The organism is Roseomonas fluvialis, from assembly GCF_022846615.1.
Classification (GTDB): Bacteria; Pseudomonadota; Alphaproteobacteria; order Acetobacterales; family Acetobacteraceae; genus Neoroseomonas; species Neoroseomonas fluvialis.
In genome coordinates, this window is record NZ_AP025637.1 from 1,473,343 (window position 1) to 1,496,066 (window position 22,724).

Genomic DNA, 22,724 nt, shown 5'->3' on the forward strand with positions numbered 1-22,724 from the left:
GTGCCCGCGCCAAACTACGCGGAGCCTGCGAGGCAGGCGCGCAATGGCGGAGGGGCTGAATGTCTGACGACCTTGACGATGGTGCTGGCCTTGAGGGCGGTCGCGGCAACGCGCCAGCCCCGCGCCATACGCGCCGCCTCTCCGACAAGATCCTGATCGCCTTCCACCATGCGTGCGACCAGGGCGACTTCGAAGTGGCCGAGGACCTGCTGCGCATCCTCGAGATGATGCTCACCCGCCGTCCCACATCGCCCGACACCAATCGCCGCAAGAACCTCGAGAGTCTGGTCGCGGCGCATGAACGGCTATGGCTGCTGCGTCACCCCGAGGTGAAGGACCAGTAGCAGACCCCGGCCGTGCCGGTGCCACACGGCAACCGCCGGCTGCAGCGCCATCGCCGCGGAGGGCTTGGCCGTGCGGCATTCGTAGCCCGTCGGCGCCTTGTACGCTCTCGGGTGCACTGCGCGACGACGCGTAACTTCTAGTCGTCCAGCGCCGCGGCATCGCGCAGCACGGCCTGCGCCGCCGCGGTGAAACCGCCATCCGCCCCGTGCAGCACCAGCGGCGGCAGGATGCGCGCCGGCCCGCGCCCGCCGCGCCGCCCCCGCAGCAACACCCGCTTCGCTGCCTGTCCTTCGTGCGGGGCCACCGGCAGCAGCGTGATCGCCCCGCATCCCGCCGCGCGCAGCGCCGCAGCGCCGGCATCGAAGCGCGCCGCCGGCAGCACCAGGCTCGCCGTGCCGCCGGTGCGCAGCCTGGCCGCCAGGAAGCGCGCCCAATCGGCCAGCGCGGCGCCGTCCTCATGCGTCGCGGCGCGGCGGATGGCGCCCGGCGGCGGCGTGCCGCCCGGCCAATAGGGGGGGTTGGCGAAGGCGTGGTCGCAGGGCAGCAGCCCGCGCGCTGTCGCCAGGTCGCCGACATCGCCCGCGATCACCTGCGCGGCCACGCCATTCGCCGCTGCGTTGTCGCGCGCGAGCGCGGCCATGGCCGTCTCGCGCTCCAGCGCCACCACGTCGAGTCCCGCTACGCGCGCCGCCAGGCAGAGGAAGGCGGCGCCGGTGCCGCAGCCGGCTTCCAGCACGCGCGCACCCGGGCGCGCCGGCACGAAGGCCGCCAGCAGCACCGCATCGAGTCCCGCCCGGAACCCGTCGGCCGGCTGGCGCAGCAGCACGCGCCCGCCGAGCAGCCGGTCCTCGGTGGTGGCGGTCACCGGCGGCGCGCGGGCTGGCGCGCAGCGACCGCGACGGCGCGGTTCCCGCCGCGCGTGGCGCAGCGCGGCGCCGCGTGGCGCGCGCGCAGCCCCGCGGCCATGCGGCGGGTCGCGGTGGGTTCGCTCACGCGGTTTCCTCGCCGGCCTCGGTCAGCACGGCACGTGCGCGACGCTCGTCCTCGGTCGCGACAGCGAGCCGCCGCGGAAAGGCACCGATGCCGCCCTCGATCGCGCTGATATGCGCATCGAGCACCAGCGTATCGATCCCGGCATCGGCCAGCAGCACGCGCAGGAAGGACAGGCGCACCGGGTCCGTCGTGGTGGCGATCACGCGCATCGCAAGTGCAAATCCCTTGTTTTTCCAACGCTTGCCGCACCGGCAGGCGCTGACTATGGTGCCCGCCGCATCAGGAGAAGAGCAAGGGTGAGTGCCGCCGCCACGCCGCTTGTCGCCCCGCCGGCGCCGCGGGGGGAGGACGCGCTTTCCGCGCTCATGGCGCTGCTGCGCGACGATCTCGAATCGTGCAATCGACTCATCGTCGAGAAAATGCAGAGCGACGTCGCGCTCATTCCCCAGGTCGCGGCGTATATCGTCGCCGCAGGCGGCAAGCGGCTCCGCCCGCTCCTGACCATCGCGGCCGCGCGCATGTGTGGCTATCGCGGCGAACGCCACGCGGTGCTCGCCGCCTGCATCGAATTCATCCACACCGCGACCCTGCTGCACGACGACGTGGTGGACGAATCCGCCCTGCGCCGCGGCCAGGCGAGCGCCAACGCGCTGTTCGGCAACAAATCCTCCGTGCTGGTGGGGGACTTCCTGTTCTCCCGCGCCTTCCAGGTGATGGTGCAGGACGGGTCGCTGGAAGTGATGCGCATCCTCTCCGCCGCCTCCGCCACCATCGCGGAAGGCGAAGTCCTGCAGCTGATGACGCAGAACGACACCACCACGACCGAAGCGCAGTACCTCGCCGTCATCGAAGGCAAGACCGCCGCGCTGTTCGCCGCCGCGACCGAAGTCGGCGCCGTGGTGGCCAACCAGCCGCCCGCCCGCCAGGCCGCGCTGCGCGACTACGGCATGGCGCTGGGTGTCGCATTCCAGCTGGTGGACGACGCGCTCGACTACAGCGCCGACCAGGAAGCCCTGGGCAAGACGGTCGGCGACGACTTCCGCGAAGGCAAGATCACCCTGCCCGTGCTGCTGGCCTTCGCCCGTGGCAGCGACGAAGACCGCACCTTCTGGCGCCGCACCCTGGAAGACCGCGACCAGTCCGACACCGACCTCGCGCATGCCCAGGCCCTGATGACGCGGCACAACGCCCTGTCCGACACCATCGAACGCGCCCGCACCTACGGCGACCAGGCCCTCGCGGCCCTGGCCAGCTTCCCGGACACGCCGGAGCGTCGCGCACTGGCGGATGTGGTGGCGTTCTGCATCGAGCGGGCACGGTAGCGCGGAGGGGGCTTTGCCCCCTCCTGACCTCCCCCACCAAGGGGCAACGGCCCCTTGGATCCGCGGGCTATTGAATCGGGGAGATTGGGGAGGGGCATCGTCGGTGGTGCCCTACGCGACGGGTGCGCCATGCCCCTCCCCAATCTCCCCGATCAAGTCGAGGGGTCCAGGGGCCTTTAGGCCCTTGGCGGGTGGGGTTCGGGGAGGGCAGAGCCCTCCCCGCGGCACCGCACCAGCCCGGCGCACACCGCCGCCGCAAGCAGCATCGCCACGACCCACCAGGCTTGCCAGACGCCGAAGGACAGCATGGCCGTGACGGCGGCTGACGCCAGCGCGCCGGCCGCGGCGGGTGGGCAGGGGCTGCGGGTGGCCGCGGTGCCGAGGCACCAGGCCAGGGCGGCCGCGATCAGGGCGCCGATCGCGCCGAGTTCCAGCCAGATCTGCAGGGCGCCGTTGTGTGGATGCAGGGGCAGCACCTGGATGCTTGGCATGCCGAACCACCGCCGGTGTTCGGTGTCGGTCACGCGCATCCGGTCCAGTTGTGCGGCAGGGGGGGCGTCGCGGCCACCGGGCACGGTGCGGCTGGCCTCGAGTCCCCAGCCGATGATCGGGCGTTCAGCGATCCGATCGGCCGTGAAGTCCCAGATCAGCATGCGGTGCAGGGCGGTGATCGGCAGGCGTTCGACCGGCAATGACGGGATGGCGGCGACGAACATTGGCATGGCCAGGATGGCGGCGGCGAGGCCGGCGCCGACCAGGCGCGGCACCAGGCGCGGCGCGGCGATGGTGGCGGTGCCGACGGCCAGGCCAAGCAGCGCGGCGAGCTTCGCGGTGTCCCCCGGCAACGCGACCAGCACGCCGGCGCCGCCCAGCAGCAGCAGCGCGCGAAGCAGGGCGGGCCAGGGCAGTGCGAAGGCAAGGGGCAGCAGCAGCGCCATCACCGAGGCCGCCGGCTTCAGCCCGAAGGCGAGGGTGGCCGGCGCTTCCGCCAGGCCGCGCACGGCCGCGCGGATGGCGTTGCCGGTTACCGCGTCGATCGCCGCTGCCGCCAGCCCGATGCACAGGCCGATGGCGATGCAGAGCGTCAGTGCGCTTCGTGTCGTGTCGTCGGATGCATGCAGTGCCTGGGCGGCGCCCCCGGCGAGCAGCGCCATGGCCGCGACGGAGGCGCCGGTGGTCAGCGCGCGTCCCGGTTCCGCCGCCCAGACCGCACTCGCCATGCCCCAGGCGCCGAGTGCGACGGCCAGCCACAGCGCTGCGCCGCGCGGCCACGGCAAGACGCGCGTCATGCGGATGTGCGCGACCACGCATAGCGCCAGCGCCACCAGCCCGATCGGCGCCATCGCCTTGGATTGCAGCACCACCGCCAGCGGCGCGACCAACAGCGCAACCGCCAGGGGCAGGGCAGGGGAGGTGAAGGTCACGCGGGCCGTCTCCACGGGACCTGGCGGGAACGCGTTGGCGCACCGCGCCGCTGCCGCGCGTCACGCCCCGCACCATCGGACGCGATGCGCCCCGCCGGCGCATCGCACCCCGCGCGCGCAGACGCACAACGCGCGCCGGTCACGCCAGGCATCGGCACGGCGCGCAGGCGCGGGCTCAGACCGCCGCGATGCTCTCGCGCCGCATCTCGACCGCGAGCGCATCCAGCGCGCGGCTGACGCGGTCGAGCATCTCGGTCACTTCGTCCTTCGAGATGATCAGCGGCGGCGAGAAGCCCATGCTGTCGTTGATCATGGCGCGCAGGATCACGCCCTGTTCCTCGCCATGCTTGACCAGGCGCGCGCCGGCCTTCTTGGCGGGCTCGATCGGCTTGCGCGCGGCCTTGTCCGACGTCAGTTCGATGGCGCCGATCAGGCCCACGCCGCGGACCTCGCCCACCAGCGGGTGGTCGGTGAAGCGGGCGCGCAGTTCGGCCTGCATGTGCGCGCCGACCTCGGCGGCATGGGCGATGATGTTCATCTCGTCGTAGATCTTGAGTGTCTCGATCGCGACGGCGGCGGGGACCGGGTGGCCGGAATAGGTGAAGCCGTGGCCCCAGGTGCCGACCGTGCTGCTGCCTTCGGCGATCCCCTGGAACACCGCCTCGTTCACCATCACCGCCGAGATCGGCAGGTAGGCCGACGACAGCGCCTTCGCGCAGACCAGGATGTCGGGCTGGATGTCGAAGGTCTGGCAGCCCCAGTAGGAGCCGGTGCGCCCGAAGCCACAGATCACCTCATCGGCCACGAACAGCATGTCGTACTTCTTCAGCACGGCCTGGATCTTCGGGAAGTAGGTGGCAGGCGGGATGATGACGCCGCCGGCACCCATCGCGGGCTCGGCCCAGAAGGCCGCGCATTCCTCGGCGCCACCTTCCTCGATGATGCGCGCTTCCAGCTCATCGGCGAGGCGCGTCGCGAAATCCTCCTCGGATTCGCCGGGCTTCGCGTTGTGGTAGTGGTGCGGCGTGCCGACATGCACGAAGCGCCCGCCCGCGATCGGCGCGTCGAACAGCTTGTGGTTGGCCGGAAGCCCGGTGAGCGACGCGGCCGCGAGCGTGATGCCGTGGTAGCCCTTCAGGCGCGCAAACAGCTTCTTCTTCTTCGGGCGCCCCAGCGCATTGTTCATGTACCAGATCATCTTGATCGCGGAGTCGTTCGCCTCGGACCCCGAATTGCCGAAGAAGACCTTGGACATCGGCACCGGCGCGCGCTCGATCAGCATCTCCGCCAGGTCGATCATCGGCTCATGCGACTTGGCCGTGAACGAATGGTAGAAGGGCAGCTTGCGCATCTGGTTGGTCGCGGCCTGCACCAGGCGCTCATTGTCGAAGCCGAGCGACGCGCACCACAGCCCGGCCAGCGCTTCGATGTATTCCTTGCCCTGGTCGTCGTAGATCCGCACGCCCTTGCCGCGGGTGATGACCAGCGGCCCGTTCACCATGTGTGCCTTGGCATCGGTGTAGGGGTGCAGGACGTTCGCGATGTCGCGGGCGGCGTTGGAATTGCGGGGCGGGGTCATGGGGCGCGGTCCTCGGCGGGCTGAAGGGGCAGTCTAGGCGCGGATCGGCGCGGCCCCAAGGGGCGCGGTTGCGGGGGCGCCATGCGCGCGCCACCTTGTCCGGCGAAGGGAATACGCCATGACCGAGTTGAAGCCGCATGCCGCCCATTGGGGCAGCTTCGATGCCGTGGTGCGGGACGGCCGCGTCGTCGGCGTGCAGCCCTTCGCACGCGATCCCTTCCCGGGTTCGCTGATCGAGAGCGTGCCCGACATCGTGCACGCCCCCTGCCGGATCGACCGCCCCTATGTTCGCAAGGGTTGGCTGGAAGGCCGCCGGAAGGGCGCATTGCGCGGCGGCGACGCCTTCGTGCCGGTTTCCTGGGACCGCGCCGTACGGCTGGTGGCCGACGAGACCCGCCGCGTGCGCGCCGAACACGGCCCTACCAGCATCTTCGGCGGCTCCTATGGCTGGTCCTCGGCCGGACGCTTCCACCACGCGCGCAGCCAGCTGCAGCGCTTCCTGGGCCTGGGTGGCGGCTATACCGGGCAGATCAACGCCTATTCCTATGCGGCGGCGCAGGCGCTGCTGCCGCATGTGCTCGGCACCAACGAAGTTCTGCTGGGCCGTACCACGGACTGGGCCGCCATCATCCGTCACGCGAAGGTGATGCTGTGTCTCGGCGGGCTGCCGCTGCGCAATGGCCTGGTGACCTCGGGCGGCGCGGGGGAACACGCCAACGAGATCAACCTGCGTCGTGCCGCCGCGGCTGGGCTGCGCTTTATCCAGGTCTCGCCCAATCGCGCCGACGTGCCCGACTGGTGCAACGCGGAATGGATGCCGATCCGCCCTGGCACCGACACCGCGCTGCTGCTGGCGATGGCGCATGTCGTGGTCAGCGAGGGCAAGCAGGACGACGCCTTTCTCGCCACGCATTGCGTCGGCTGGGACAGGCTGCGCGCCTATATCCTGGGTGAAGCCGACGGCATCGCGAAAACCCCCGCCTGGGCCGCACCGATCACCACCATCCCGGCCGATCGCATCGTGGCGCTGGCGCGCGAGATCGCCGAAGCCCCCGCCATGCTCACCGCCACCTGGTCGCTGCAGCGCGCCGACTACGGCGAGCAGCCCTACTGGATGCTCGCTGCGCTCGCCGCGATTCTCGGCAAGGTCGGCAAGCCCGGCGAGGGCGTGGCCTATGGCTATGGCTCCGTGAACGGCATGGGCAATCCGCGCCGCGACGTGCCGTCCTTCGCCATGCCCGCGGCGCGCAACCCCACCGGCGCCTTCATCCCTGTCGCGCGCATCACCGACATGCTGGAGAACCCCGGCGGCGCCTATGACTTCAACGGGCGCGAGCAACGCTACCCTGACACGCGTATCGTCTGGTGGGCGGGCGGCAATCCCTTCCACCACCACCAGGACCTGAACCGCCTGCTGCGCGCCTGGGCCACGCCCGAGACCATCATCGTGCAGGAGCAGCACTGGAACGCGCTGGCGCGCCACGCCGACATCGTGCTGCCCGCGACCACGACGCTCGAGCGCAACGACATCGCGAGTTCCGGGCGCGACCGCTTCGTCCGCGCCATGCACAAGGCGATCGACCCGGTGGGGCAGGCGCGGAACGACCACGACATGCTGGCCGACATCGCGGAGGAACTGGGCTTCCGCGACCGCTTCACCGAACAGCGCAATGAGGACGCCTGGCTGCGCCACCTGTTTGAACAGTGGCGCCAGAACTGCGCGCGCACCGGCGTCGAAACGCCCGACTTCGACAGCTTCTGGTCGAAGGGCTGGTGGGAAGCCGATGCGCCGCCGCGCGGCGAGGAATACACGCAATTCGCCGAGTTCCGCGCCGACCCGGACGAACACCCGCTCGACACACCCACCGGCAAGGTCGAGCTGTTCAGCGAGACGATCGCGTCCTTCGGCTATGACGATGCGCCGGGCCATCCGGTCTGGATCGAACCACGCGAATGGCTCGGTGCCGTGCAGGCCGATCGCTTCCCGCTGCACCTGCTGTCCTACCAGCCGGCCACGCGCCTGCACGGGCAGCTCGACCCCGGGCGCGTCGCCGCGGCCGACAAGATCGAAGGCCGCGAACCCATCACGCTGAACCCGCAGGACGCCGCCGTGCGGGGTCTCAAGCCCGGCGACATCGTACGCGTCTTCAACGATCGCGGCGCCTGCCTCGGCGGGCTGCGCACCGATCCGGGCCTGATGCGCGGTGTCGCGATGATGGCGACCGGCGCCTGGTTCGACCCGCTGGAACCCGGCGTGCCTGGCAGCCTGTGCGTGCACGGCAACCCGAATGTGCTGACGCCGGATGTCGGGACGTCGCGGCTGGGGCAGGGGCCCTCGGCGCAGTCCTGCCTGGTACAGGTGGAGAGGTTCACTGGCGCGCTACCGCCGGTCCGCGTCCACCTGCCGCCGCACATCGAGGTCACCGCGGCATGACCACGCGCCGCGCCGTGCTGGCCGCCACACCTGCGCTTCTGGCGGCACCCGCGCTGCGCGCGCAGTCGCTGACGATCCGCCAGGACGACCAACCCGCACCTGGCTGGCGCCGCGGCGTGCTGATCCGCTGGGGTGACCGCGTCGTCTTCGATGCGCTGCCCTGGGACCCGACCCAGCCGTCGGTCGATGCCGCGGCGGCGCAGTTCGGGTGGGATGCACGCATTCTCGCGGTGTTTGCATCGGCCAGCCCGGATGGTGTCGCGCGCGCGGTGCTCGCGGTGGCGCATCCCACGGTCGATCCGCGCATGGCTTTCCCCGACGGGCGCGACCGGCCGGACGTGGCGGGTGCGATGCAAGGCGTGTCGCTGCTGAACATCGAGAATCGCGGTGACTGGGTGGTGGTCGACGGCGGCTTCCAGAACCGCCGCCTGACCGCCGGCACGCTCAGCCGCGTGGGGTCGGACGGCACGCTGGCCTCGGGCCTGGTCGGCGTGACCGGCGGCTGCGCGACGCCCTGGGGCAGCCTGCTGCTGACCGAGGGTGATGCCGCAACCTGGCGTGCCAGGCTGCCCGGGATCGATCCCGCCACCACCGGCATGGTGGTGGAGGTCGACCCGACCAACCCGCTCTGGGTGCCATCCAAGCGCGCCGCGCTGGGCCGCTTCGCGCCGGCCGATGCCGCGGCCGCGCTCTCGGCAGACGGCCGCGCGGTCGTGTGGCTCACCGATGGGCGCGCCGGTGGGCACCTGTACCGCTTCGTCTCCGACGATCCGGCGGGGATGGTGGCGCTGGATGCCGGGCGCATGGCGGCCGCCAGGATCGAGGGCGGGTCGCTGCGCTGGCTGTCGCTGCCCGAGGGCGATCCGGTCGCCGGCGCGCGCGCGGCGGGTGCCACCAGCCTCGATCGTCCTTGGGGCCTCGCCTTCGATGCGGCGCGCGGGCGGCTCTGCGTGGCCCTGCGCGGCGGTGCCGGCAGCGTGCTGGAACTGCGCGCCGCGGCCGGCGACGCCGCGGCCGAGACTGGCGTGGCGGAAACCCTGATCGACGGCATCGCGGTCGCCATGCCCGACCCGCGCGCGCCGGCCGCGCCGGTGCCGGCCTGGCCCTGGGCGCCAGCGACGCTCGGCTTCGACCGCGACGGCTCGGTGTTGCTCGGCACCGATCGCGGCGCGGTGCCCGGCCCGCTGCCCGAGGCGCTGTTCCGCGTGCCGGTCGAGGGTGCCGACCGCGGCCGTGCGGCGCTGGTGCTGGCCGCGCCGGTGGGGGCCGCGATCGGCGGCGCGCTGCCGGCGCCGGACGGCACGCTGCTCGCGGCCATTGCGCATCCCGGCGCCGCGCCGGGTGCGAGCTTCGCGCAGCCGGCGACGCGCTGGCCCAACCTGCGCCCGGGCGAACCGCCGCGCAGCACGGTGGTGACGCTCGCGCGCTGAGCGAGAGCGGCGAAGACGCGGACACCGGGCACGGTCCGTCGCGGTCCGGGGCGGCAAGCGTGCCGGCGCGCCCGGCGTCGCATCATCGGCCCGGCGCAGCGTTTCCCTGGCTTGGCTGATCGGGTTTCGGCATTGGCCGCCGCCGATCTCGTCCGGGCTTGGCGGCCCGTCCCTAGCCCCGGCGACGCCGCCGGCCGCATCGCGTCGTCCTCGATCCCCTTTGCAACACATTCTTCATGCGCCGGCCGGTTCCCGGTGAGGCTGCGCGCGGCCACATTGCCCGCGCCGCCGGATATCCAGCCGGCGCCTGCCCAGACACGGACGGACGCCATGCCCGATACGCACCTCCCGCCGATGCCCGAGGACGCGAAGATCGACGTCTCGGAGGAATTCGGCACCTCCAACCCCGACCCGCGCCGCCCGATCGGCGAGATCATCGAGGCGCGCTACGGCCGCCGCGCGCTGTTCGGCGCCGCCGCTGCCGCGACAGCGCTCGCCGCCCTGCCGCAGGACGCCGCCGCGCAATCCGCACCGCGCACCGGCGGGCCCTCGACGCTGACATTCCCCGAGTTGCGCCACCAGCTTGCGCAGACCGAAGCCGTGGCCGAGGGCTACGAGGTGCAGACCGTGATCCGCTGGGGCGACCCGATCCTGGCGGATGCGCCCGACTTCCAGTCCGGCCGCACCACCCCCGACCAGCAGGCGCGCCAGTTCGGCTACAACAACGACTACCTGGACTTCTTCCCGCTGCCGGCCGGCAGCAACACGCCGGACCACGGGCTGCTCGCGGTCAATCACGAATACACCAACACCAACCTGATGTGGCCGGGCATGGGCACGGGCCGCACCGCCGCGCTGCGCGCGAGCGCGGAACAGGCACGCACCGAATTGCTCGCGCATGGGATGTCGATCGTCGAGGTCCGCAGGACCAACGGCCGCTGGGGCTACGTCAAGGAAAGCCGCTTCAACCGCCGCATCACCGGCGAGACGCCGATGCGTGTCGCCGGCCCCGCGGCCGGCCATGATGCGCTCAAGACCAATGCCGATCCGACCGGGCTGCGCGTGCTCGGCACGCTGAACAACTGCGCCGGCGGCAATACGCCCTGGGGCACGGTCCTGACGGCCGAGGAGAACTTCAACGGCTATTTCGGCGGTCCGGAGATCGCCAACCAGCAGAACCCGCAGCACGCCGCCTGGCGGCGCTACGGCCTGGCCCAGCAGGCCTGGTATTCCTGGCCGCAGCACATGGACCGCTTCGACGTGGGCAAGGAGCCCAACGAGCCGAACCGCTTCGGCTGGATCGTGGAATTCGACCCCTACGATCCTGCCAGCGAGCCGGTGAAGCGCACCGCGCTCGGCCGCTTCAAGCACGAGGGCTGCCACCACGCCGTGAACCGCGACGGCCGCGTGGTGATCTACATGGGCGACGACGAGCGTTTCGAATTCGTCTACCGCTTCGTCACCGCGCGCCCGTGGAACCCGAATGACCGCGCCGCCAACCGCGACCTGCTGGATGACGGCGTGCTCTCGGTCGCGAAATTCCTCGACGACGGCAAGGTCGAGTGGGTCGACCTGGTGCACGGCCAGGGCCCGCTCACCGAGGCGAACGGCTTCCGCAACCAGGGCGATGTCGTCATCAACGCCCGCCAGGCGGCGACGCTGCTGGGTGCGACGCCGATGGACCGGCCCGAGGATGTCGAGCCCAACAAGGCGACCGGGCGCGTCTATGTGCTGCTCACCAACAACGACCGCCGCACCGCGCAGCAGTTGAACGCCGCCAATCCGCGCCAGCGCAACACCCAGGGCCATGTGGTCGAGATCGTCCCACCCGGCGCCGGCACGAACGAGGTCGATCACGCTGCCAGGGAAATGCGCTGGGGCCTGTTCCTGGTGGCCGGTGCGCCGGGCATCGATGCCGGCGCGCAGTACCATCGCGCCACCAGCCAGAATGGCTGGCTGTCCTGCCCGGACAACTGCGCCTTCGACAGCAAGGGACGGATCTGGATCGCGACCGATGGCGCGCCGACCGCGGCGGGCGTCGCGGATGGCCTCTATGCCGCCGATACGCGCGGCCCGGGCCGGGCGCTGACGCGCCTGTTCTACCAGGCGCCGACGGGGGCGGAGGTCTGCGGGCCGCTGTTCACGCCGGATGACCGCACGGTGTTCCTGGCGATCCAGCATCCCGGCGAGGACAGTGGGTCGTCCTTCGAACGGCCCTCGACACGGTGGCCGGACTTCGCCGAGGGCGTGCCGCCGCGGCCTTCGGTCATCGCCATCGTGAAGCGCGATGGCGGGGTGATCGGCGACTGACACGCCGACGCGATGTCGCCCCACCTCCGGGGCGCATCGCGCGCATCCCGTGCGTGGAACGACGAAGGGGGCCTCGCGGCCCCCTTTGCCATGTGCGCCGCGTGCGGCGGGCGGATTACTGCGTGTCGGCGACCGGGGCGGCGCCGCTGCGCGCGCCACGGCGCGTGCCGCTGGCCGAGGCCGTCTGGGTGCGGCGCTGCCGGGTGCTGCTGGCCTCGCCGCGGGCGCGGCGGCTGGTGGTGGCTTCGCCGCGGGCCCGACGCTGGCGTTGTGCCTCGGTCCGGCGGGTGCGGCGCGTGGAGGTCGCGCGCGGCGCTTCGGCCGTACCGGCGGCGGCCTCGGTGGTGGCTGGGGCGCGGGAACGGGTGCGCGCGGCGTCGGCGGTGCTGAAGCTGCCCAGCGCCAGCAGCAGGCCAGCAGCAACGATCAGGGTGCGGAACATGACGACGAGGTCCTTTCGACAGGGCGGATGACAGGACGACTCGGTCGGGGGCCCGCAGCGCTCCTGAGGGCCTTCTACGCCTGCGGTCCTGTCTCAGCCCTCGCCGCCAAATGACTGATTCGCCATGTTTCGCGGTCGCGTCAGTGCCGCAGGGCCATCCGTGCCTGGCGTACCGACTTCAGCGCCTGGCCGGGATGGCCGGCGCCCAGTTCCTGCGCCGCGTCGCGCAGGTGCGCCGCCAGCCATTCGACATGCGGGGGCTGCGGCGCGCCGCGCATCGCATCGAGGCTCATGCGCGTGCCAGCGAGGCCCAGCGCGGTGCCGGCTGCCTCGGCGCGGCCTTCCAGCAGGTCGTCCTCGACCTCGGCCAGCAGGCCGTCCAGCAGGCTGTGCGGGCCCTCAACGCGCGTGGCCAGGCGACGGGTCGGGTCATAGGGGTCGATCTCGGCCGGCCTCGCATCGGCGGCGGGCAGGCTGATATGCGACAGCAGGTCGAAGATCGACTTGGCGAGCGGCGTATTCGGCATGGCGTGAACGCGGGTCCCTGGCTGCAGTGCGGGGCGTCGGCCCCAAGGTCGATGCGCAGTCTATACCCCGCGGCCGCGCCGGCGCACACCATCCGCGACCAGGGTGCAGCCGGCGACGGTCGCCATGATGGCAAGGCCCGGCCAGACCGCCGCCCAGGGCGCGCTGAACACCAGTTCCTGCGCATTCGCCAGCATGTTCCCCCAGGAGGGCGCCGGCGGGCTGATGCCGAGGCCCAGGAACGACAGCGTACTCTCGGCCAGGATGGCGCCGGCGACGGCGAGCGCTGTTGCCACCGCGATGGGCGGGGCCAGCGCGGGCAGAACGTGGCGGCGCAGGATGCGCGCCTCGGTCGCACCCAGGGCCCGCGCGGCACGGACATGGTCGCGCGCGAAGGTTGACAGCGCGGCCGCGCGCGCGAGCCGCGCCACGCCCACCCACCCGAACACCGCGAGGATGACGACGATGCGCAGCACGTCGCCGGCAGGTTCACCGCGTGCCGGCAGGCCGATGCGCGACGGGTCGGCGGCGGCCAACAGCACCAGCAGCGGCAGGGCAGGCAGGGCCAGCATGAAATCGGCGAAGCGCATCACCAGCGCATCGGCCGCGCCGCCGCGCCACGCCGCGAACAGCCCGGCGGCGGTGCCGATGACGGTCGCCGCGAGCGCCGCTGCCAGGCCGACCGCGAGCGACACCCGCGCGCCGAACAGCAGCCGCAGCAGGATGTCGCGCCCGAGGTCGTCGGTGCCGAGCGGGTGCCGCGCCGAGGGCGGTTCGAAGCGCGCCATGAGGTCCGGCGCGAAGGGGTCGTGGCCTAGCGCCGCTGCCATGATGGGTGCGGCCAGCGCCCCGACCGCCAACGTGCCGAGCAGCGCCAGGCCGAGGTGCAGGCGCGTCATCCTTCGCGCAGCCGGGGGTCGAGGGCGCGCTGCGCGAGGTCGGCGCCGAGAGTCGCGAGCATGGTGGTGAGCGCCACCAGCAGCAGCGCCACCAGCGCGAGATTGGTGTCGTTGCCCATCACGGCGTCATACAGCAGCTTGCCCATGCCCGGGCGGGCGAAAACCGTCTCGGTGACCAGCGCGCCGCCGGCCAGCGCGCCGGCATCCAGCGCGGCGATCTGCAGCACCGGCAGCGCAGCGTTGGGGAAGGCGTGGCGGACCAGCACGCGCGCTTCCGATGCGCCGCGCGCGCGGGCGGTGCGGATCCAGGGTTCCGTCAGCGTGGCTTCGAGCGAGGCGGCGCTGTGCCGGGCGTAGGCGGCGAGGTGCGCAATCGCGAGGGTTGCGACCGGCAGCACCAGGTAGGTCAGGCCGGCCCCGGCTTCGGGCGCGCCGCCGGCCGGCAACCAACCGAGTGTTACCGCGAACAGGATGATGAGCAGGATGCCGAGCCAGAAGGTCGGCATGGCCTGGCCCATGACGGCGATGGCATCCACGCCGGGGGCGGTACGCGGGCGCGATGCGGCGAGCGCGCCGAGCGCCACGCCCAGCGTCAGCGCGATCAGCAGCGCCGAACCCGCCAGCGCCAGCGTGGACAGCAGCGCCGGGCCGAGCAGCGACGCGACGGGTTGTGCGAACAGCCGCGAATAGCCGAACTCGCCCTGGACCAGGCCGGACGCCCAGGCGAGGTAGCGTTCCACGAAGGGGCGATCCAGGCCGTGCAGCGCGCGCATCCGCGCGGCGTCCTCGCTTGTCAGGCGAGGGTCGCCGGCGATGGCGACCTCGATCGGGTCGCCGGGCATCAGCGCGATGAGGGCGAAGGCGCAGAAGGAGAGGATGGCGAGGGTGAGCGCGATCTGCGCGAGGCGGGTGGCGAGGATGCGGGTCATAGGGCGCGGTGGCAGACGGCCTCGACCCGGTTGCCGTCGGGGTCGAGCAGGAAGGCGGCGTAGTACTGCGCGTGGTAGTGCGGGCGGAGGCCGGGCGCGCCGTCGTCCGCGCCGCCCTTCGCGAGACCCGCCGCATGGAACGCATCCACAGCTGCGCGGTGCGGCGCGCGGAAGCACCAGTGGCGGCGGTCGGCGTGGATCGCCGCGCCAGTCGCGCGGATGGTCAGGTAGCTGTGGCTGTCATCTTCGTCGGTGTTGCGCAGCCCGTAGCCGATGGCGGCGTGTTCACGCCACACGCAGGGCACGCGCAGCGCCACCATCACCGCGTCGTAGAAGCGCGCCGCGCGCGCGAGGTCGCTGACGGTGATGGAGACGTGGTCGAGCATCACCGCACCCGCCACTCCTCCGCCCAGAGCGGCGAGGCGTTCAGGTGCCCCGTCGGGCGCACGCCATCGAGCCATTGCGGCCAGACATGCGCGTCCGAGCGGAACCACAGCGGGATGGCCGGCAGTTCCTCGGCGTAGATCGCCTGCAGGCGGCGCCACATGTCTCGGCGTTGCGCGACGTCAAGTTGTTCGGGGATGGTGTGGGTCAGCACATCCATCTCGGCATTGCGGAAGCCACCGTAGTTCTGGCCGGACCAGTTGCGTTCCTCGCGCGGGATCTCGTCCGAGTGCAGCGACGACCGCGGCACGGATTCCGGCGCACTGATCCAGGCGAACAGCGCCAACCCCTGGAAGCGGCGGCGCGAGAGGGTCTCGGCGAAAAACACGCGCGGCGGCTCGTTGCGGATGCGCGCCTCGATACCGGCGTTGCGCCACATGCCCTGGAGCACCTGCTGGACCTGTTCGCGCGCGCGGTTGCCGGCGGTGGTCATGAACTCCAGCGACAGGCGCTCGCCGGCCGCGTTGCGGCGGATGCCGTCGGGGCCGGGCGTCCAGCCGGCCTCATCCAGCAGCGCGCGGGCGCGGGCCATGTCGAAGGGCCACTGCCGCACCTGGGGGTCGTGCATCGGGTCGAGCGGGTTCACGGAGGTATGCGCCACCGGCTGCCGCCCACCGAAGAGGCGTTCGGTGATCTGCGCCCGGTCGGTCGCCAGCAGTAGCGCCTGGCGCACGCGACGGTCGGACAACGCCACATGGTCGTGGCGCAAATCCATGTGCTCGTAGATCAGGCCTGGCTGGTAGGTGAAGCGGAAGCGGTTGCCGGTGCGCCGTTCCAGCGCGATGGCCTGTTCGATCGGCAGGCCGAGTTCGCCCGCGATCATGTCCACCTGACCCGCAAGCAACTGCGCTTCCAGTGCGGGCGTGTTTTCCACCGTGCGGATGGTGATGCGGCGGAAGTGCGGGGCCGCACCGGACCAAGTCGGATTGCGGTCCAGCGTGACTGACGCGCCCGGCTGCACGCCGGTGATGCGATACGGCCCATTCCACAGCGCGGGGTTGGTCGTCTCGGTGTCGTAGGCGGTGCGGGTGCGATAGGCGCGCGGGTCGGCCTGCCAGCGCGCGCGCTCGATATGCGCGGGCAGCGGCTGGAAGTCGCCCATCGAGGCGTATTCGAAGGTTACGCGGTCGAAGCGCAGCGTGATGGTGCGCGGGTCCACCACGATGAGTTCATAGGCGCTGCGGTAGAATTCTGCGGGGCCGAAGCCGGTCGCGGCATCGCGCCCGGCTTCCCAGGCGAAGCGGAGGTCCTCCGACGAGACCGGCGTGCCGTCGCCCCAGCGCAGGCCTTCGCGCAGGCGGTAGGTGACGCGGATGCCCTGCTTGCCGTCGGGGGTCGTCTCGCGCTCGGCGCCGCCGTTCTCGAGGGTGGGCAGCGCTTCACACGACAGGCAGCTAAGGCGCCAGTCGGCGCCATAGGCGGTGAGCGGACGGCGCGCGAAGCCCAGCACGTAGGACTTCGCGGCCATGTTCTCGATGTTGGGGTGGAAGGTCGATGGATACTGCGTGATGCCGATGGTGAGCGTGTCGCGCGGCTGGGCGGCGGCCGGTCCGGCCAGCACCAGCAGCGCCGCGGCGACGCGAAGCCTCATTCAGCGGCGTCCTTCGCCCGCGCCTCGCCCACCCCGCCATGCGCGACCGACCACGCCACCGGGTTCTCCAGGAACTTCCGCACTTCCTTCAGCGCCGCGTCCGAGAAATACGGCTTCTCGCGGCACACCTCGAGCACGTCCCACCAGGTGCACAGGTGGTGCAGGTTCAGCCCCATCTCCTTCAGCTTCTCGAAGGATCCGGGGAATACGCCGTAGTAGAACACCACGAAGGTGTGGTCGCAGACCGCGCCGGCCTCGCGCAGCGCATTCGCGAAGCGGATCTTGGAACCACCATCCGTCGTCAGGTCCTCGACCAGCAGCGTCCGCTGGCCGACCGGCACCTCGCCCTCGATCAGCGCGTTGCGGCCGAACCCCTTCGGCTTCTTCCGGACGTAGGCCATCGGCGCCATCATCCGGTCGGCGATCCAGGCACCGAAGGGGATGCCCGCCGTCTCGCCGCCCACCACCACGTCGATCGATTCGTAGCCCACGTGCCGGCCGATCTTCTCGACGCCCAATTCCATGATGCGGTTGCGCGCGCGCGGGAAGGAGATGATCTTGCGGCAGTCGATATACACCGGCGAGGCCCAGCCGCTGGTGAAGGTATAGGGCTCCTCGGGCCGGAAGTTCACGGCCTTGATCTCGAGCAGGATGCGCGCGGTGGTCAGGGCGGCGTCGCGGTCCCAGTCGGAGGCGTGCAGCGCGGTCATGGCGGTCTGTCCTGGTGGTGGTGCGGTGTCGCACCGTCCTAATCGGCGGGGCGGGCCGCGTCCATGACGGAGAGCGTCTGGGTCCTGGCCGACCCGCGCGCGGGCACGGCGGCGCAGGCGCTGGGCATCGCGGAACGGCTGGGCCAGCCGCTGCGCACCGTGCCGCTGGCCTGGGGCGGGCTTGCGCGGCTGCCGTTGCGCTGGGGCACGCTGGCGGGGCTGGCGCCGGCAGCGCGCGGGGCGTTCGCGGGGGAATTGCCGCGGCTTGCGATCTCGGCCGGGCGGCGCAGCGCGCCGGTCGCGCTCTGGCTCGCCGCGCGCGGCGTGCGCACCGTCCATTGCATGCGCCCGGGCTTCGCCGAGGCACGCTTCGACCTGCTGGTGGTCGGCCGGCACGACGACCCGCCGACCGCCCCCAACATCCTGCCGATCCTCGGCGCTGCGCACCGCATGTCGCCGCAGCGCCTGGCGGCGGCCCGGGACGAATGGTCGGCCTTCGCCACGCTGCCCGCCCCCCGCGTGGCCTTGCTGCTGGGTGGCCCGCCGCGCGCCGAGGGGATGGACCCCGCCATTGCCGCGGCCATGGCGCAGAAGGTCGCGGGCTTCGCCGGCAGCGTGCTGGCCACCGGATCGCGGCGCACGGGACGCACCGCGGAAGATGCCGTGGCGGCCGCCATCGCCGCGGCGCCGCACCGCCTGCATCGCTGGGGGGATGGCGGCGCCAACCCCTATGCCGGCATGCTCGCCTGGGCCGATGCGGTGGTGGTCACGGGCGATTCCGTCTCGATGCTGTCGGAGGCGCTGGCCACGGCCGCGCCGGTCTTCATCGCCGATCCGGGCGGGCTCGGGCCGCGCCACCGGCGCCTGCACGACAGCCTGCTGGCCGCCGGCCAGGCGCGGATGCTGGCGGATGCGCCCGCACCCTTTTCGCGTGACGCGCTCGACGAGACCGGGCGCATCGCCGCCGAGATCGCGCGTCGCGGACTGATCTGATCAGCGCGGCGCCGCCAGCACCATCGTCCAGAACAGCCGCGGCACATTGCCCGGCATCATCCCCGGCCCGGCCGCGAAGCCGAGCCCGACCTGCGTGACATCGGCGGCGAGGATGTTGTCGCGATGCCCCGCGCTGCCCATCCAGCCCGCCATCGCCTGGCGCAGGTCCTGGTAGCCGGCGCCGACATTCTCGCGATAACTGCGCCAGGCATAGCCGGCGCGGGTGATGCGCCGGCCGGGGTCGCTGCCGTCGCTGCCCGTATGGCCGAGCTGCCCCGCCCGCAGCATGTCGATCGAATGTTCGAGCGCGGCGCGCGACAGCCTTGCATCGAGCGCCACCGGCGCCCGTCCGGCGCGGGCCCGGATGGCGTTGACCTCGGCCAGCATCGCTTGCTGCAGGCCGGGGTCGGCCGCCTGCGCGGGCATGGCCAGCAGCGCCAGGATCGCCAGGATGATCGCCTTCACGCCGTGCTCCTTCGAGTGTCGTCAGCGCGACAACGCAGCGGATGGCCTTGGCATTCCCGTGACGCAGGCTCAGCCGCGCGCGGCGAGGAGTGCGAGGTATTCCCATCCAATCGTCGCCGCGGCGAGCGCGGTGATCTCAGCCACGTCATAGGCTGGTGCGACCTCCACCACATCTGCCCCGCGCCAGTCGACCGCGCCCAGCCGCCGGAGGATGCCCTGCGCCTGCCAGGTCGCCAGCCCACCGATCTCGGGCGTGCCGGTGCCCGGCGCGAAGGCGGGGTCTAGCCCGTCGATGTCGAAGGACAGGTAGGACGGGCCATCGCCCAGCACCGCGCGCACCTGCGCGGCGACCGCGGCCGGCGTGCTCTCGTGCACATCCTGTGCGGCCAGGATCGTGACGCCCTGGCTGCGCGTCCAGTCATACATCTCGGGCCAGGCGGGGGCGCGGATGCCGACCTGGATCATCCGCTTCGGATCGACCAGCCGCTCGGTGATGGCGTGCCAGAACACCGCGCCATGGGCGAAGGGCTGGCCGAAATTGTCTTCCGAGGTGTCGAGGTGCGCGTCGATGTGCAGCAGGCCGACCGGCTGCCCGATGCGCTTCACCAGGGCGCGCAGCAGCGGCAGGGTCACGCCGTGCTCGCCGCCGAAGGCGAGCAGGTGGTTCAGTCCCGCCGCCTGCTCCTCGATCCGCGCGAGGCTGGCCGCGATATCCCCCAGCGCGATCTCGAATTCACCCAGGTCCGACAGGTCGAGCCCGGTGGGATCCACCCCCGTCACCGGATGCCGCCCATCGGTCAGCATGCGGGCGGCAGCGCGGATGGCGCGCGGCCCGTCGCGCGTGCCGGCCCGGTTGGTCGTGCCGATGTCGAGCGGAATGCCCGCGACGCAGACCGCCGCCGCGCGGTCGCCCGGCCGCGCGCCGAGGAAGGCATGGGGGGCGGCGAAGGTGATCGGGGTGCTCATGCGGCGCTCCATGCCCGCCGGCGGGGCGGCCTGTCCAGCCGCCTCTGCGCCCGCTAGATGCGTTCCATGACGCCCTTCGCCCCCGCCCCGCGCCCCGCCCTCGATGCCATCGAGGGGTCCTTGATCCGCGAGGTGTCGGAGGCCGGGCGCGGCATTCCGGGCCTGATCCGCCTGTTCTTCGGTGAACCCGACACCGTCACGCCGCCCTTCATCCGCGACGCCGCCAAGGCGGCCCTCGATGCCGGGGAGACCTTCTACGCGCCGAATGCCGGCATCGCGCCGCTGCGGGAGGCGGTGTCGCGCTACCTGACGCGCAACGGCCGCCCGGTGAAGCCCGGGCGCATCGCGGTCACCGCCTCGGGCGTCAATGCGCTGATGCTGGTGGCGCAGGCGCTGCTCGACCCCGGCGACGAGGTGGTCATCCCGATGCCCGCCTGGCCGAACATGGACGGGATTGCCCGAGTGCTGGGCGCGCGCGTCTCGCCGCTGCCGCTGCGCATCGCCAATGGCGTCTGGCGCGCCGATCTCGATGACGTGCTGGCGGCGATCACGCCGGCCACGCGCCTGGTCTTCCTCAACAGCCCGGGCAACCCGACCGGCTGGACGCTGAGTGCCGAGGAACAGCGCATCATCCTCGACCACTGCCGGCGCACCGGTACCTGGATCCTGGCCGATGACGTCTATGAACGCCTGTATTTCGCCGGCGATGCGGCGCCGTCCTTCCTGTCGATCGCGACGGACCAGGACCGCGTCGTATCGGTCAATTCCTTCAGCAAGTCGTGGTCCATGACGGGCTGGCGGCTGGGCTGGATCGTCGCCCCGCCAGCGCTGATGGACGCGATCGCGAAGCTGAACGAATTCAACATGTCATCCGCGCCCACCTTCGTGCAGCACGCGGGGGTCGCGGCGCTGGATCACGGCGATGGCTTCGTGGCGGAGACGCAGGCGCGCTACCAGGCCTGCCGCGACCTGGCGCACGGAATCCTGTCTGCCGTGCCGGGTGTGACGGCGCCGCGGCCCGATGGGGCGATGTACCTGTTCCTGCGCGTAGCGGGCTGCACCGACAGCGTGGCGCTGGCGAAGGCGCTGCTGCAGTCGGCCGGCGTCGGCCTGGCCCCCGGCGCGGCCTTCGGTACAGGCGGGGAGGGGCATCTGCGCCTGTGCTTCGCGCAGAGCGAGGACCGCCTGCGCACCGCCTGCACGCGCCTCGCGCAGGCGCTGTCCGACGTCGCCGCAAAGGGCTGACCGGCGGGCTTCCCTGGCGCGCGCCGGGGTCCATACTGCGCACTCCCGACGCAGGAGCCCGCCGCCATGCCCGACCCGATGGACAAGCCGCAATTCGACGCGCTGATCGCCCGCCACGGCATCCCGCTGACCGAGGCCGAGAAGGAAGGCATCCGCGCCGTCTCCGGACATATCCTCGCGATGGCCGCGCGCGTGCGCACCCCGCGCGACGCCGGCGCCGAGATGGCCGTGACCTTCGCCCCGAAGGCGCCCACGCCATGATCCCGACCATTGCCGAGGCCGCGCGGCAGATCGCCGCCAAGGACATCTCCCCGGTCGAGTTCATGAAGGACCGCCTGGCCAAGGCCGAGGCACTGAATCCCGAGATCCACGCCTTCATCCGCTTCACGCCGGATGTCGCCATGGCGCAGGCCAAGGGCGCCGAGGCGCGGCAGATGGCGGGCACGCTGAAGGGGCCGCTCGATGGCATCCCCATCGCGCACAAGGACATCTACGAGACCGCCGGCATCCCCACCACCGGCCATTCCCGCGTGCTGGAACACCACGTGCCGAAGGCGGATTCCGCCGCCGTGCGCGCCTGGGCCGATGCGGGCGCCGTCATGCTGGGCAAGCTCGCGACCCACGAATTCGCCTTCGGCGGGCCGTCCTTCGACCTGCCCTGGCCACCGGCGCGCAACCCCTGGGACACGGCGCGCTTCACCGCGGGGTCGTCCTCGGGCACCGGCGCGGCGGTGGCGGCGGGCGTGATCCTGGGGGGCACGGGGTCGGATACCGGCGGGTCGATCCGCGGGCCATCCGCGCTGTGCGGCATTGCCGGCATCAAGCCGACCTACGGGCTGTGCTCGCGCATGGGCGTACTGCCGCTGTCGCACACGCTCGACACCGTCGGGCCGATGGCCTGGACGGTCGAGGACTGCGCGCTGCTGCTGCAGGCGCTGGCGGGCCACGACCCGGCCGATCCGTCTTCTGCGAACCGTCCGAAGCCTGACCTGCTGTCGGGCCTGAATGGCGGCGTGAAGGGCCTGCGCATCGGCGTGATCCGCCATTTCCACGAACAGGATTGGCCGGTCAGCGCGGGCGTTGCCGCCGGCATCGCGGATGTGGCGCGCGTGCTGCAGGCGCAGGGCGCGACCGTCACCGAGGTGACGCTGCCCTCGCTGCAGGATTTCAACGCCGCGGGCTGGCTGATCCTGGCCGCCGACGCCTTCGCCGTGCACGAACCCTGGCTGCGCACGAAGTACCGCGACTACGGCGAATTCCTGCGCGAGCGCCTCGCCCTCGCGAGCACCATATCGGCCGCGGACTATGTGCAGGCGCAGCGCCGCCGGCGCGAACTGAACGACGCGGTCGCGAAGGTCATGGAAGGCTGCGACCTGCTGCTGACCGCGGCGCAGCCAAGCGAGGCACCTCTCATCACCGTGCCCGGCAAGTGGACGTCGTTCGAGGTCGCGAACTTCACCATCCCCTTCAACCTGACCGGCCAGCCGGCGCTGACCGTCTGCGCCGGGTATGGGGAGGGCGGCCTGCCGGTCGGCGCACAGCTGATCGGCCGGCCGTTCGAGGACGCGACGGTGCTGCGCGCGGGCCATGCCTATGAACAGGCGACCACCTGGCGGGCGCGGCGCCCGGTCATGGCGGGATAGTGACGGGCGGCGGCGCGGGTCCTGCGCCCGCGCCG

At 72.1% G+C, this 22,724-nt stretch carries 23 protein-coding genes; 9 read left to right on the plus strand and 14 right to left on the minus strand.

Annotated features, from left to right (window positions below; all coding sequences use genetic code 11):
* Window positions 1-59 precede the first annotated feature (59 nt).
* Entirely contained in the window at window positions 60-344 is a 285-nt protein-coding gene (locus MWM08_RS07240; protein WP_244458789.1) for a hypothetical protein, read from the plus strand.
* Between the two features lie 137 nt (window positions 345-481).
* On the opposite strand, the gene MWM08_RS07245 is transcribed toward MWM08_RS07240, so the two are convergent.
* From MWM08_RS07245 to MWM08_RS07250, 3 genes are read right to left on the minus strand one after another with little or no spacing between them, the layout of a single operon-like run.
* Window positions 482-1,210 (minus strand): tRNA1(Val) (adenine(37)-N6)-methyltransferase, encoded by a 729-nt coding sequence (locus MWM08_RS07245; RefSeq protein WP_244458790.1) that lies wholly within the window; start codon window positions 1,208-1,210, stop codon window positions 482-484.
* Entirely contained in the window at window positions 1,207-1,338 is a 132-nt protein-coding gene (locus MWM08_RS26295) for a hypothetical protein (RefSeq protein ID WP_255751390.1), read from the minus strand. The genes MWM08_RS07245 and MWM08_RS26295 overlap by 4 nt, the downstream gene beginning before the upstream one ends.
* Window positions 1,335-1,547, minus strand: a complete 213-nt coding sequence (locus MWM08_RS07250; protein WP_244458791.1) for a putative signal transducing protein — start codon at window positions 1,545-1,547, stop codon at window positions 1,335-1,337. Before MWM08_RS07250 ends, MWM08_RS26295 begins: the two co-directional genes overlap by 4 nt.
* Window positions 1,548-1,703: 156 nt before the next feature.
* Here MWM08_RS07250 and MWM08_RS07255 point away from each other — a divergent pair, with 156 nt between their 5' ends.
* Complete coding sequence (locus tag MWM08_RS07255) at window positions 1,704-2,660, plus strand: polyprenyl synthetase family protein (RefSeq protein ID WP_244459919.1); 957 nt, start codon at window positions 1,704-1,706, stop codon at window positions 2,658-2,660.
* Window positions 2,661-2,836: 176 nt separating this feature from the next.
* On the opposite strand, the gene MWM08_RS07260 is transcribed toward MWM08_RS07255, so the two are convergent.
* Complete coding sequence (locus tag MWM08_RS07260) at window positions 2,837-4,084, minus strand: O-antigen ligase family protein (protein WP_244458792.1); 1,248 nt, start codon at window positions 4,082-4,084, stop codon at window positions 2,837-2,839.
* A 175-nt stretch (window positions 4,085-4,259) separates the two neighbouring features.
* Window positions 4,260-5,663, minus strand: coding sequence for an aspartate aminotransferase family protein (locus tag MWM08_RS07265; protein WP_244458793.1), 1,404 nt, complete (start codon window positions 5,661-5,663; stop codon window positions 4,260-4,262).
* 118 nt (window positions 5,664-5,781) lie between these two features.
* Here MWM08_RS07265 and MWM08_RS07270 point away from each other — a divergent pair, with 118 nt between their 5' ends.
* The 3 genes from MWM08_RS07270 to MWM08_RS07280 all read left to right on the plus strand — a co-directional run bounded on the left by MWM08_RS07270 (window position 5,782) and on the right by MWM08_RS07280 (window position 11,837).
* The gene (locus tag MWM08_RS07270; protein WP_244458794.1) at window positions 5,782-8,097 is read left to right on the plus strand and encodes a molybdopterin-dependent oxidoreductase; all 2,316 of its coding nucleotides are present in this window, start codon (window positions 5,782-5,784) and stop codon (window positions 8,095-8,097) included.
* Window positions 8,094-9,527: a PhoX family protein gene (locus tag MWM08_RS07275; protein WP_244458795.1), complete on the plus strand. Its 1,434-nt coding sequence runs from the start codon at window positions 8,094-8,096 to the stop codon at window positions 9,525-9,527. The genes MWM08_RS07270 and MWM08_RS07275 overlap by 4 nt, the downstream gene beginning before the upstream one ends.
* 330 nt (window positions 9,528-9,857) lie before the next feature.
* Window positions 9,858-11,837 carry a PhoX family protein gene (locus MWM08_RS07280; protein ID WP_244458796.1) on the plus strand — a complete coding sequence of 660 codons (1,980 nt, stop codon included), beginning with the start codon at window positions 9,858-9,860 and terminating at the stop codon, window positions 11,835-11,837.
* Window positions 11,838-11,952: 115 nt separating this feature from the next.
* Here MWM08_RS07280 and MWM08_RS07285 read toward each other — a convergent pair whose 3' ends face one another.
* The 7 genes from MWM08_RS07285 to MWM08_RS07315 all read right to left on the minus strand — a co-directional run bounded on the left by MWM08_RS07285 (window position 11,953) and on the right by MWM08_RS07315 (window position 17,377).
* Complete coding sequence (locus MWM08_RS07285) at window positions 11,953-12,279, minus strand: hypothetical protein (protein ID WP_244458797.1); 327 nt, start codon at window positions 12,277-12,279, stop codon at window positions 11,953-11,955.
* Window positions 12,280-12,419: 140 nt separating this feature from the next.
* Window positions 12,420-12,806 carry a hypothetical protein gene (locus tag MWM08_RS07290; RefSeq protein WP_244458798.1) on the minus strand — a complete coding sequence of 129 codons (387 nt, stop codon included), beginning with the start codon at window positions 12,804-12,806 and terminating at the stop codon, window positions 12,420-12,422.
* Window positions 12,807-12,866: 60 nt separating this feature from the next.
* Entirely contained in the window at window positions 12,867-13,703 is an 837-nt protein-coding gene (locus tag MWM08_RS07295; protein ID WP_244458799.1) for an ABC transporter permease, read from the minus strand.
* Window positions 13,700-14,632, minus strand: a complete 933-nt coding sequence (locus tag MWM08_RS07300) for an ABC transporter permease (RefSeq protein WP_244458800.1) — start codon at window positions 14,630-14,632, stop codon at window positions 13,700-13,702. Before MWM08_RS07300 ends, MWM08_RS07295 begins: the two co-directional genes overlap by 4 nt.
* Window positions 14,629-15,018, minus strand: coding sequence for a VOC family protein (locus tag MWM08_RS07305; RefSeq protein ID WP_244459920.1), 390 nt, complete (start codon window positions 15,016-15,018; stop codon window positions 14,629-14,631). Before MWM08_RS07305 ends, MWM08_RS07300 begins: the two co-directional genes overlap by 4 nt.
* The gene (locus tag MWM08_RS07310; RefSeq protein ID WP_244458801.1) at window positions 15,018-16,667 is read right to left on the minus strand and encodes a peptide ABC transporter substrate-binding protein; all 1,650 of its coding nucleotides are present in this window, start codon (window positions 16,665-16,667) and stop codon (window positions 15,018-15,020) included. The genes MWM08_RS07305 and MWM08_RS07310 overlap by 1 nt, the downstream gene beginning before the upstream one ends.
* Window positions 16,664-17,377, minus strand: coding sequence for an orotate phosphoribosyltransferase (locus MWM08_RS07315; protein ID WP_244458802.1), 714 nt, complete (start codon window positions 17,375-17,377; stop codon window positions 16,664-16,666). Before MWM08_RS07315 ends, MWM08_RS07310 begins: the two co-directional genes overlap by 4 nt.
* 63 nt (window positions 17,378-17,440) lie before the next feature.
* Between MWM08_RS07315 and MWM08_RS07320 the strand changes: the two genes are divergently transcribed.
* On the plus strand, window positions 17,441-18,370 hold the full coding sequence (locus MWM08_RS07320; protein ID WP_244458803.1) for a mitochondrial fission ELM1 family protein: 930 nt from the start codon (window positions 17,441-17,443) through the stop codon (window positions 18,368-18,370).
* Here MWM08_RS07320 and MWM08_RS07325 read toward each other — a convergent pair whose 3' ends face one another.
* The gene (locus MWM08_RS07325) at window positions 18,371-18,835 is read right to left on the minus strand and encodes a CAP domain-containing protein (RefSeq protein WP_244458804.1); all 465 of its coding nucleotides are present in this window, start codon (window positions 18,833-18,835) and stop codon (window positions 18,371-18,373) included.
* A gap of 69 nt (window positions 18,836-18,904) precedes the next feature.
* On the minus strand, window positions 18,905-19,801 hold the full coding sequence (gene speB, locus MWM08_RS07330) for an agmatinase (RefSeq protein WP_244458805.1): 897 nt from the start codon (window positions 19,799-19,801) through the stop codon (window positions 18,905-18,907).
* A gap of 66 nt (window positions 19,802-19,867) precedes the next feature.
* Here speB and MWM08_RS07335 point away from each other — a divergent pair, with 66 nt between their 5' ends.
* The 3 genes from MWM08_RS07335 to MWM08_RS07345 all read left to right on the plus strand — a co-directional run bounded on the left by MWM08_RS07335 (window position 19,868) and on the right by MWM08_RS07345 (window position 22,689).
* Window positions 19,868-21,046 carry a pyridoxal phosphate-dependent aminotransferase gene (locus MWM08_RS07335; protein ID WP_244458806.1) on the plus strand — a complete coding sequence of 393 codons (1,179 nt, stop codon included), beginning with the start codon at window positions 19,868-19,870 and terminating at the stop codon, window positions 21,044-21,046.
* Window positions 21,047-21,112: 66 nt separating this feature from the next.
* Window positions 21,113-21,307 (plus strand): hypothetical protein, encoded by a 195-nt coding sequence (locus MWM08_RS07340; protein ID WP_244458807.1) that lies wholly within the window; start codon window positions 21,113-21,115, stop codon window positions 21,305-21,307.
* A complete protein-coding gene (locus MWM08_RS07345; protein WP_244458808.1) occupies window positions 21,304-22,689 on the plus strand; it encodes an amidase in 1,386 nt (461 codons plus the stop codon). Before MWM08_RS07340 ends, MWM08_RS07345 begins: the two co-directional genes overlap by 4 nt.
* Window positions 22,690-22,724: the final 35 nt, after the last annotated feature.

Excerpts from the sequence above, each read along its gene's own strand:
- MWM08_RS07275 (WP_244458795.1), top strand. The coding sequence starts at position 8,094 with ATGACCACGCGCCGCGCCGTGCTGGCCGCCACACCTGCGCTTCTGGCG.
- MWM08_RS07345 (WP_244458808.1), top strand. The coding sequence starts at position 21,304 with ATGATCCCGACCATTGCCGAGGCCGCGCGGCAGATCGCCGCCAAGGAC.
- MWM08_RS07250 (WP_244458791.1), bottom strand. The coding sequence starts at position 1,547 with ATGCGCGTGATCGCCACCACGACGGACCCGGTGCGCCTGTCCTTCCTG.
- MWM08_RS07240 (WP_244458789.1), top strand. The coding sequence starts at position 60 with ATGTCTGACGACCTTGACGATGGTGCTGGCCTTGAGGGCGGTCGCGGC.
- MWM08_RS07300 (WP_244458800.1), bottom strand. The coding sequence starts at position 14,632 with ATGACCCGCATCCTCGCCACCCGCCTCGCGCAGATCGCGCTCACCCTC.
- MWM08_RS07290 (WP_244458798.1), bottom strand. The coding sequence starts at position 12,806 with ATGCCGAATACGCCGCTCGCCAAGTCGATCTTCGACCTGCTGTCGCAT.
- MWM08_RS07310 (WP_244458801.1), bottom strand. The coding sequence starts at position 16,667 with ATGAGGCTTCGCGTCGCCGCGGCGCTGCTGGTGCTGGCCGGACCGGCC.
- MWM08_RS07295 (WP_244458799.1), bottom strand. The coding sequence starts at position 13,703 with ATGACGCGCCTGCACCTCGGCCTGGCGCTGCTCGGCACGTTGGCGGTC.
- speB (WP_244458805.1), bottom strand. The coding sequence starts at position 19,801 with ATGAGCACCCCGATCACCTTCGCCGCCCCCCATGCCTTCCTCGGCGCG.
- MWM08_RS07255 (WP_244459919.1), top strand. The coding sequence starts at position 1,704 with ATGGCGCTGCTGCGCGACGATCTCGAATCGTGCAATCGACTCATCGTC.
- MWM08_RS07320 (WP_244458803.1), top strand. The coding sequence starts at position 17,441 with ATGACGGAGAGCGTCTGGGTCCTGGCCGACCCGCGCGCGGGCACGGCG.
- MWM08_RS07335 (WP_244458806.1), top strand. The coding sequence starts at position 19,868 with ATGACGCCCTTCGCCCCCGCCCCGCGCCCCGCCCTCGATGCCATCGAG.
- MWM08_RS07305 (WP_244459920.1), bottom strand. The coding sequence starts at position 15,018 with ATGCTCGACCACGTCTCCATCACCGTCAGCGACCTCGCGCGCGCGGCG.
- MWM08_RS07285 (WP_244458797.1), bottom strand. The coding sequence starts at position 12,279 with ATGTTCCGCACCCTGATCGTTGCTGCTGGCCTGCTGCTGGCGCTGGGC.
- MWM08_RS07265 (WP_244458793.1), bottom strand. The coding sequence starts at position 5,663 with ATGACCCCGCCCCGCAATTCCAACGCCGCCCGCGACATCGCGAACGTC.
- MWM08_RS07280 (WP_244458796.1), top strand. The coding sequence starts at position 9,858 with ATGCCCGATACGCACCTCCCGCCGATGCCCGAGGACGCGAAGATCGAC.
- MWM08_RS07340 (WP_244458807.1), top strand. The coding sequence starts at position 21,113 with ATGCCCGACCCGATGGACAAGCCGCAATTCGACGCGCTGATCGCCCGC.
- MWM08_RS07270 (WP_244458794.1), top strand. The coding sequence starts at position 5,782 with ATGACCGAGTTGAAGCCGCATGCCGCCCATTGGGGCAGCTTCGATGCC.
- MWM08_RS07315 (WP_244458802.1), bottom strand. The coding sequence starts at position 17,377 with ATGACCGCGCTGCACGCCTCCGACTGGGACCGCGACGCCGCCCTGACC.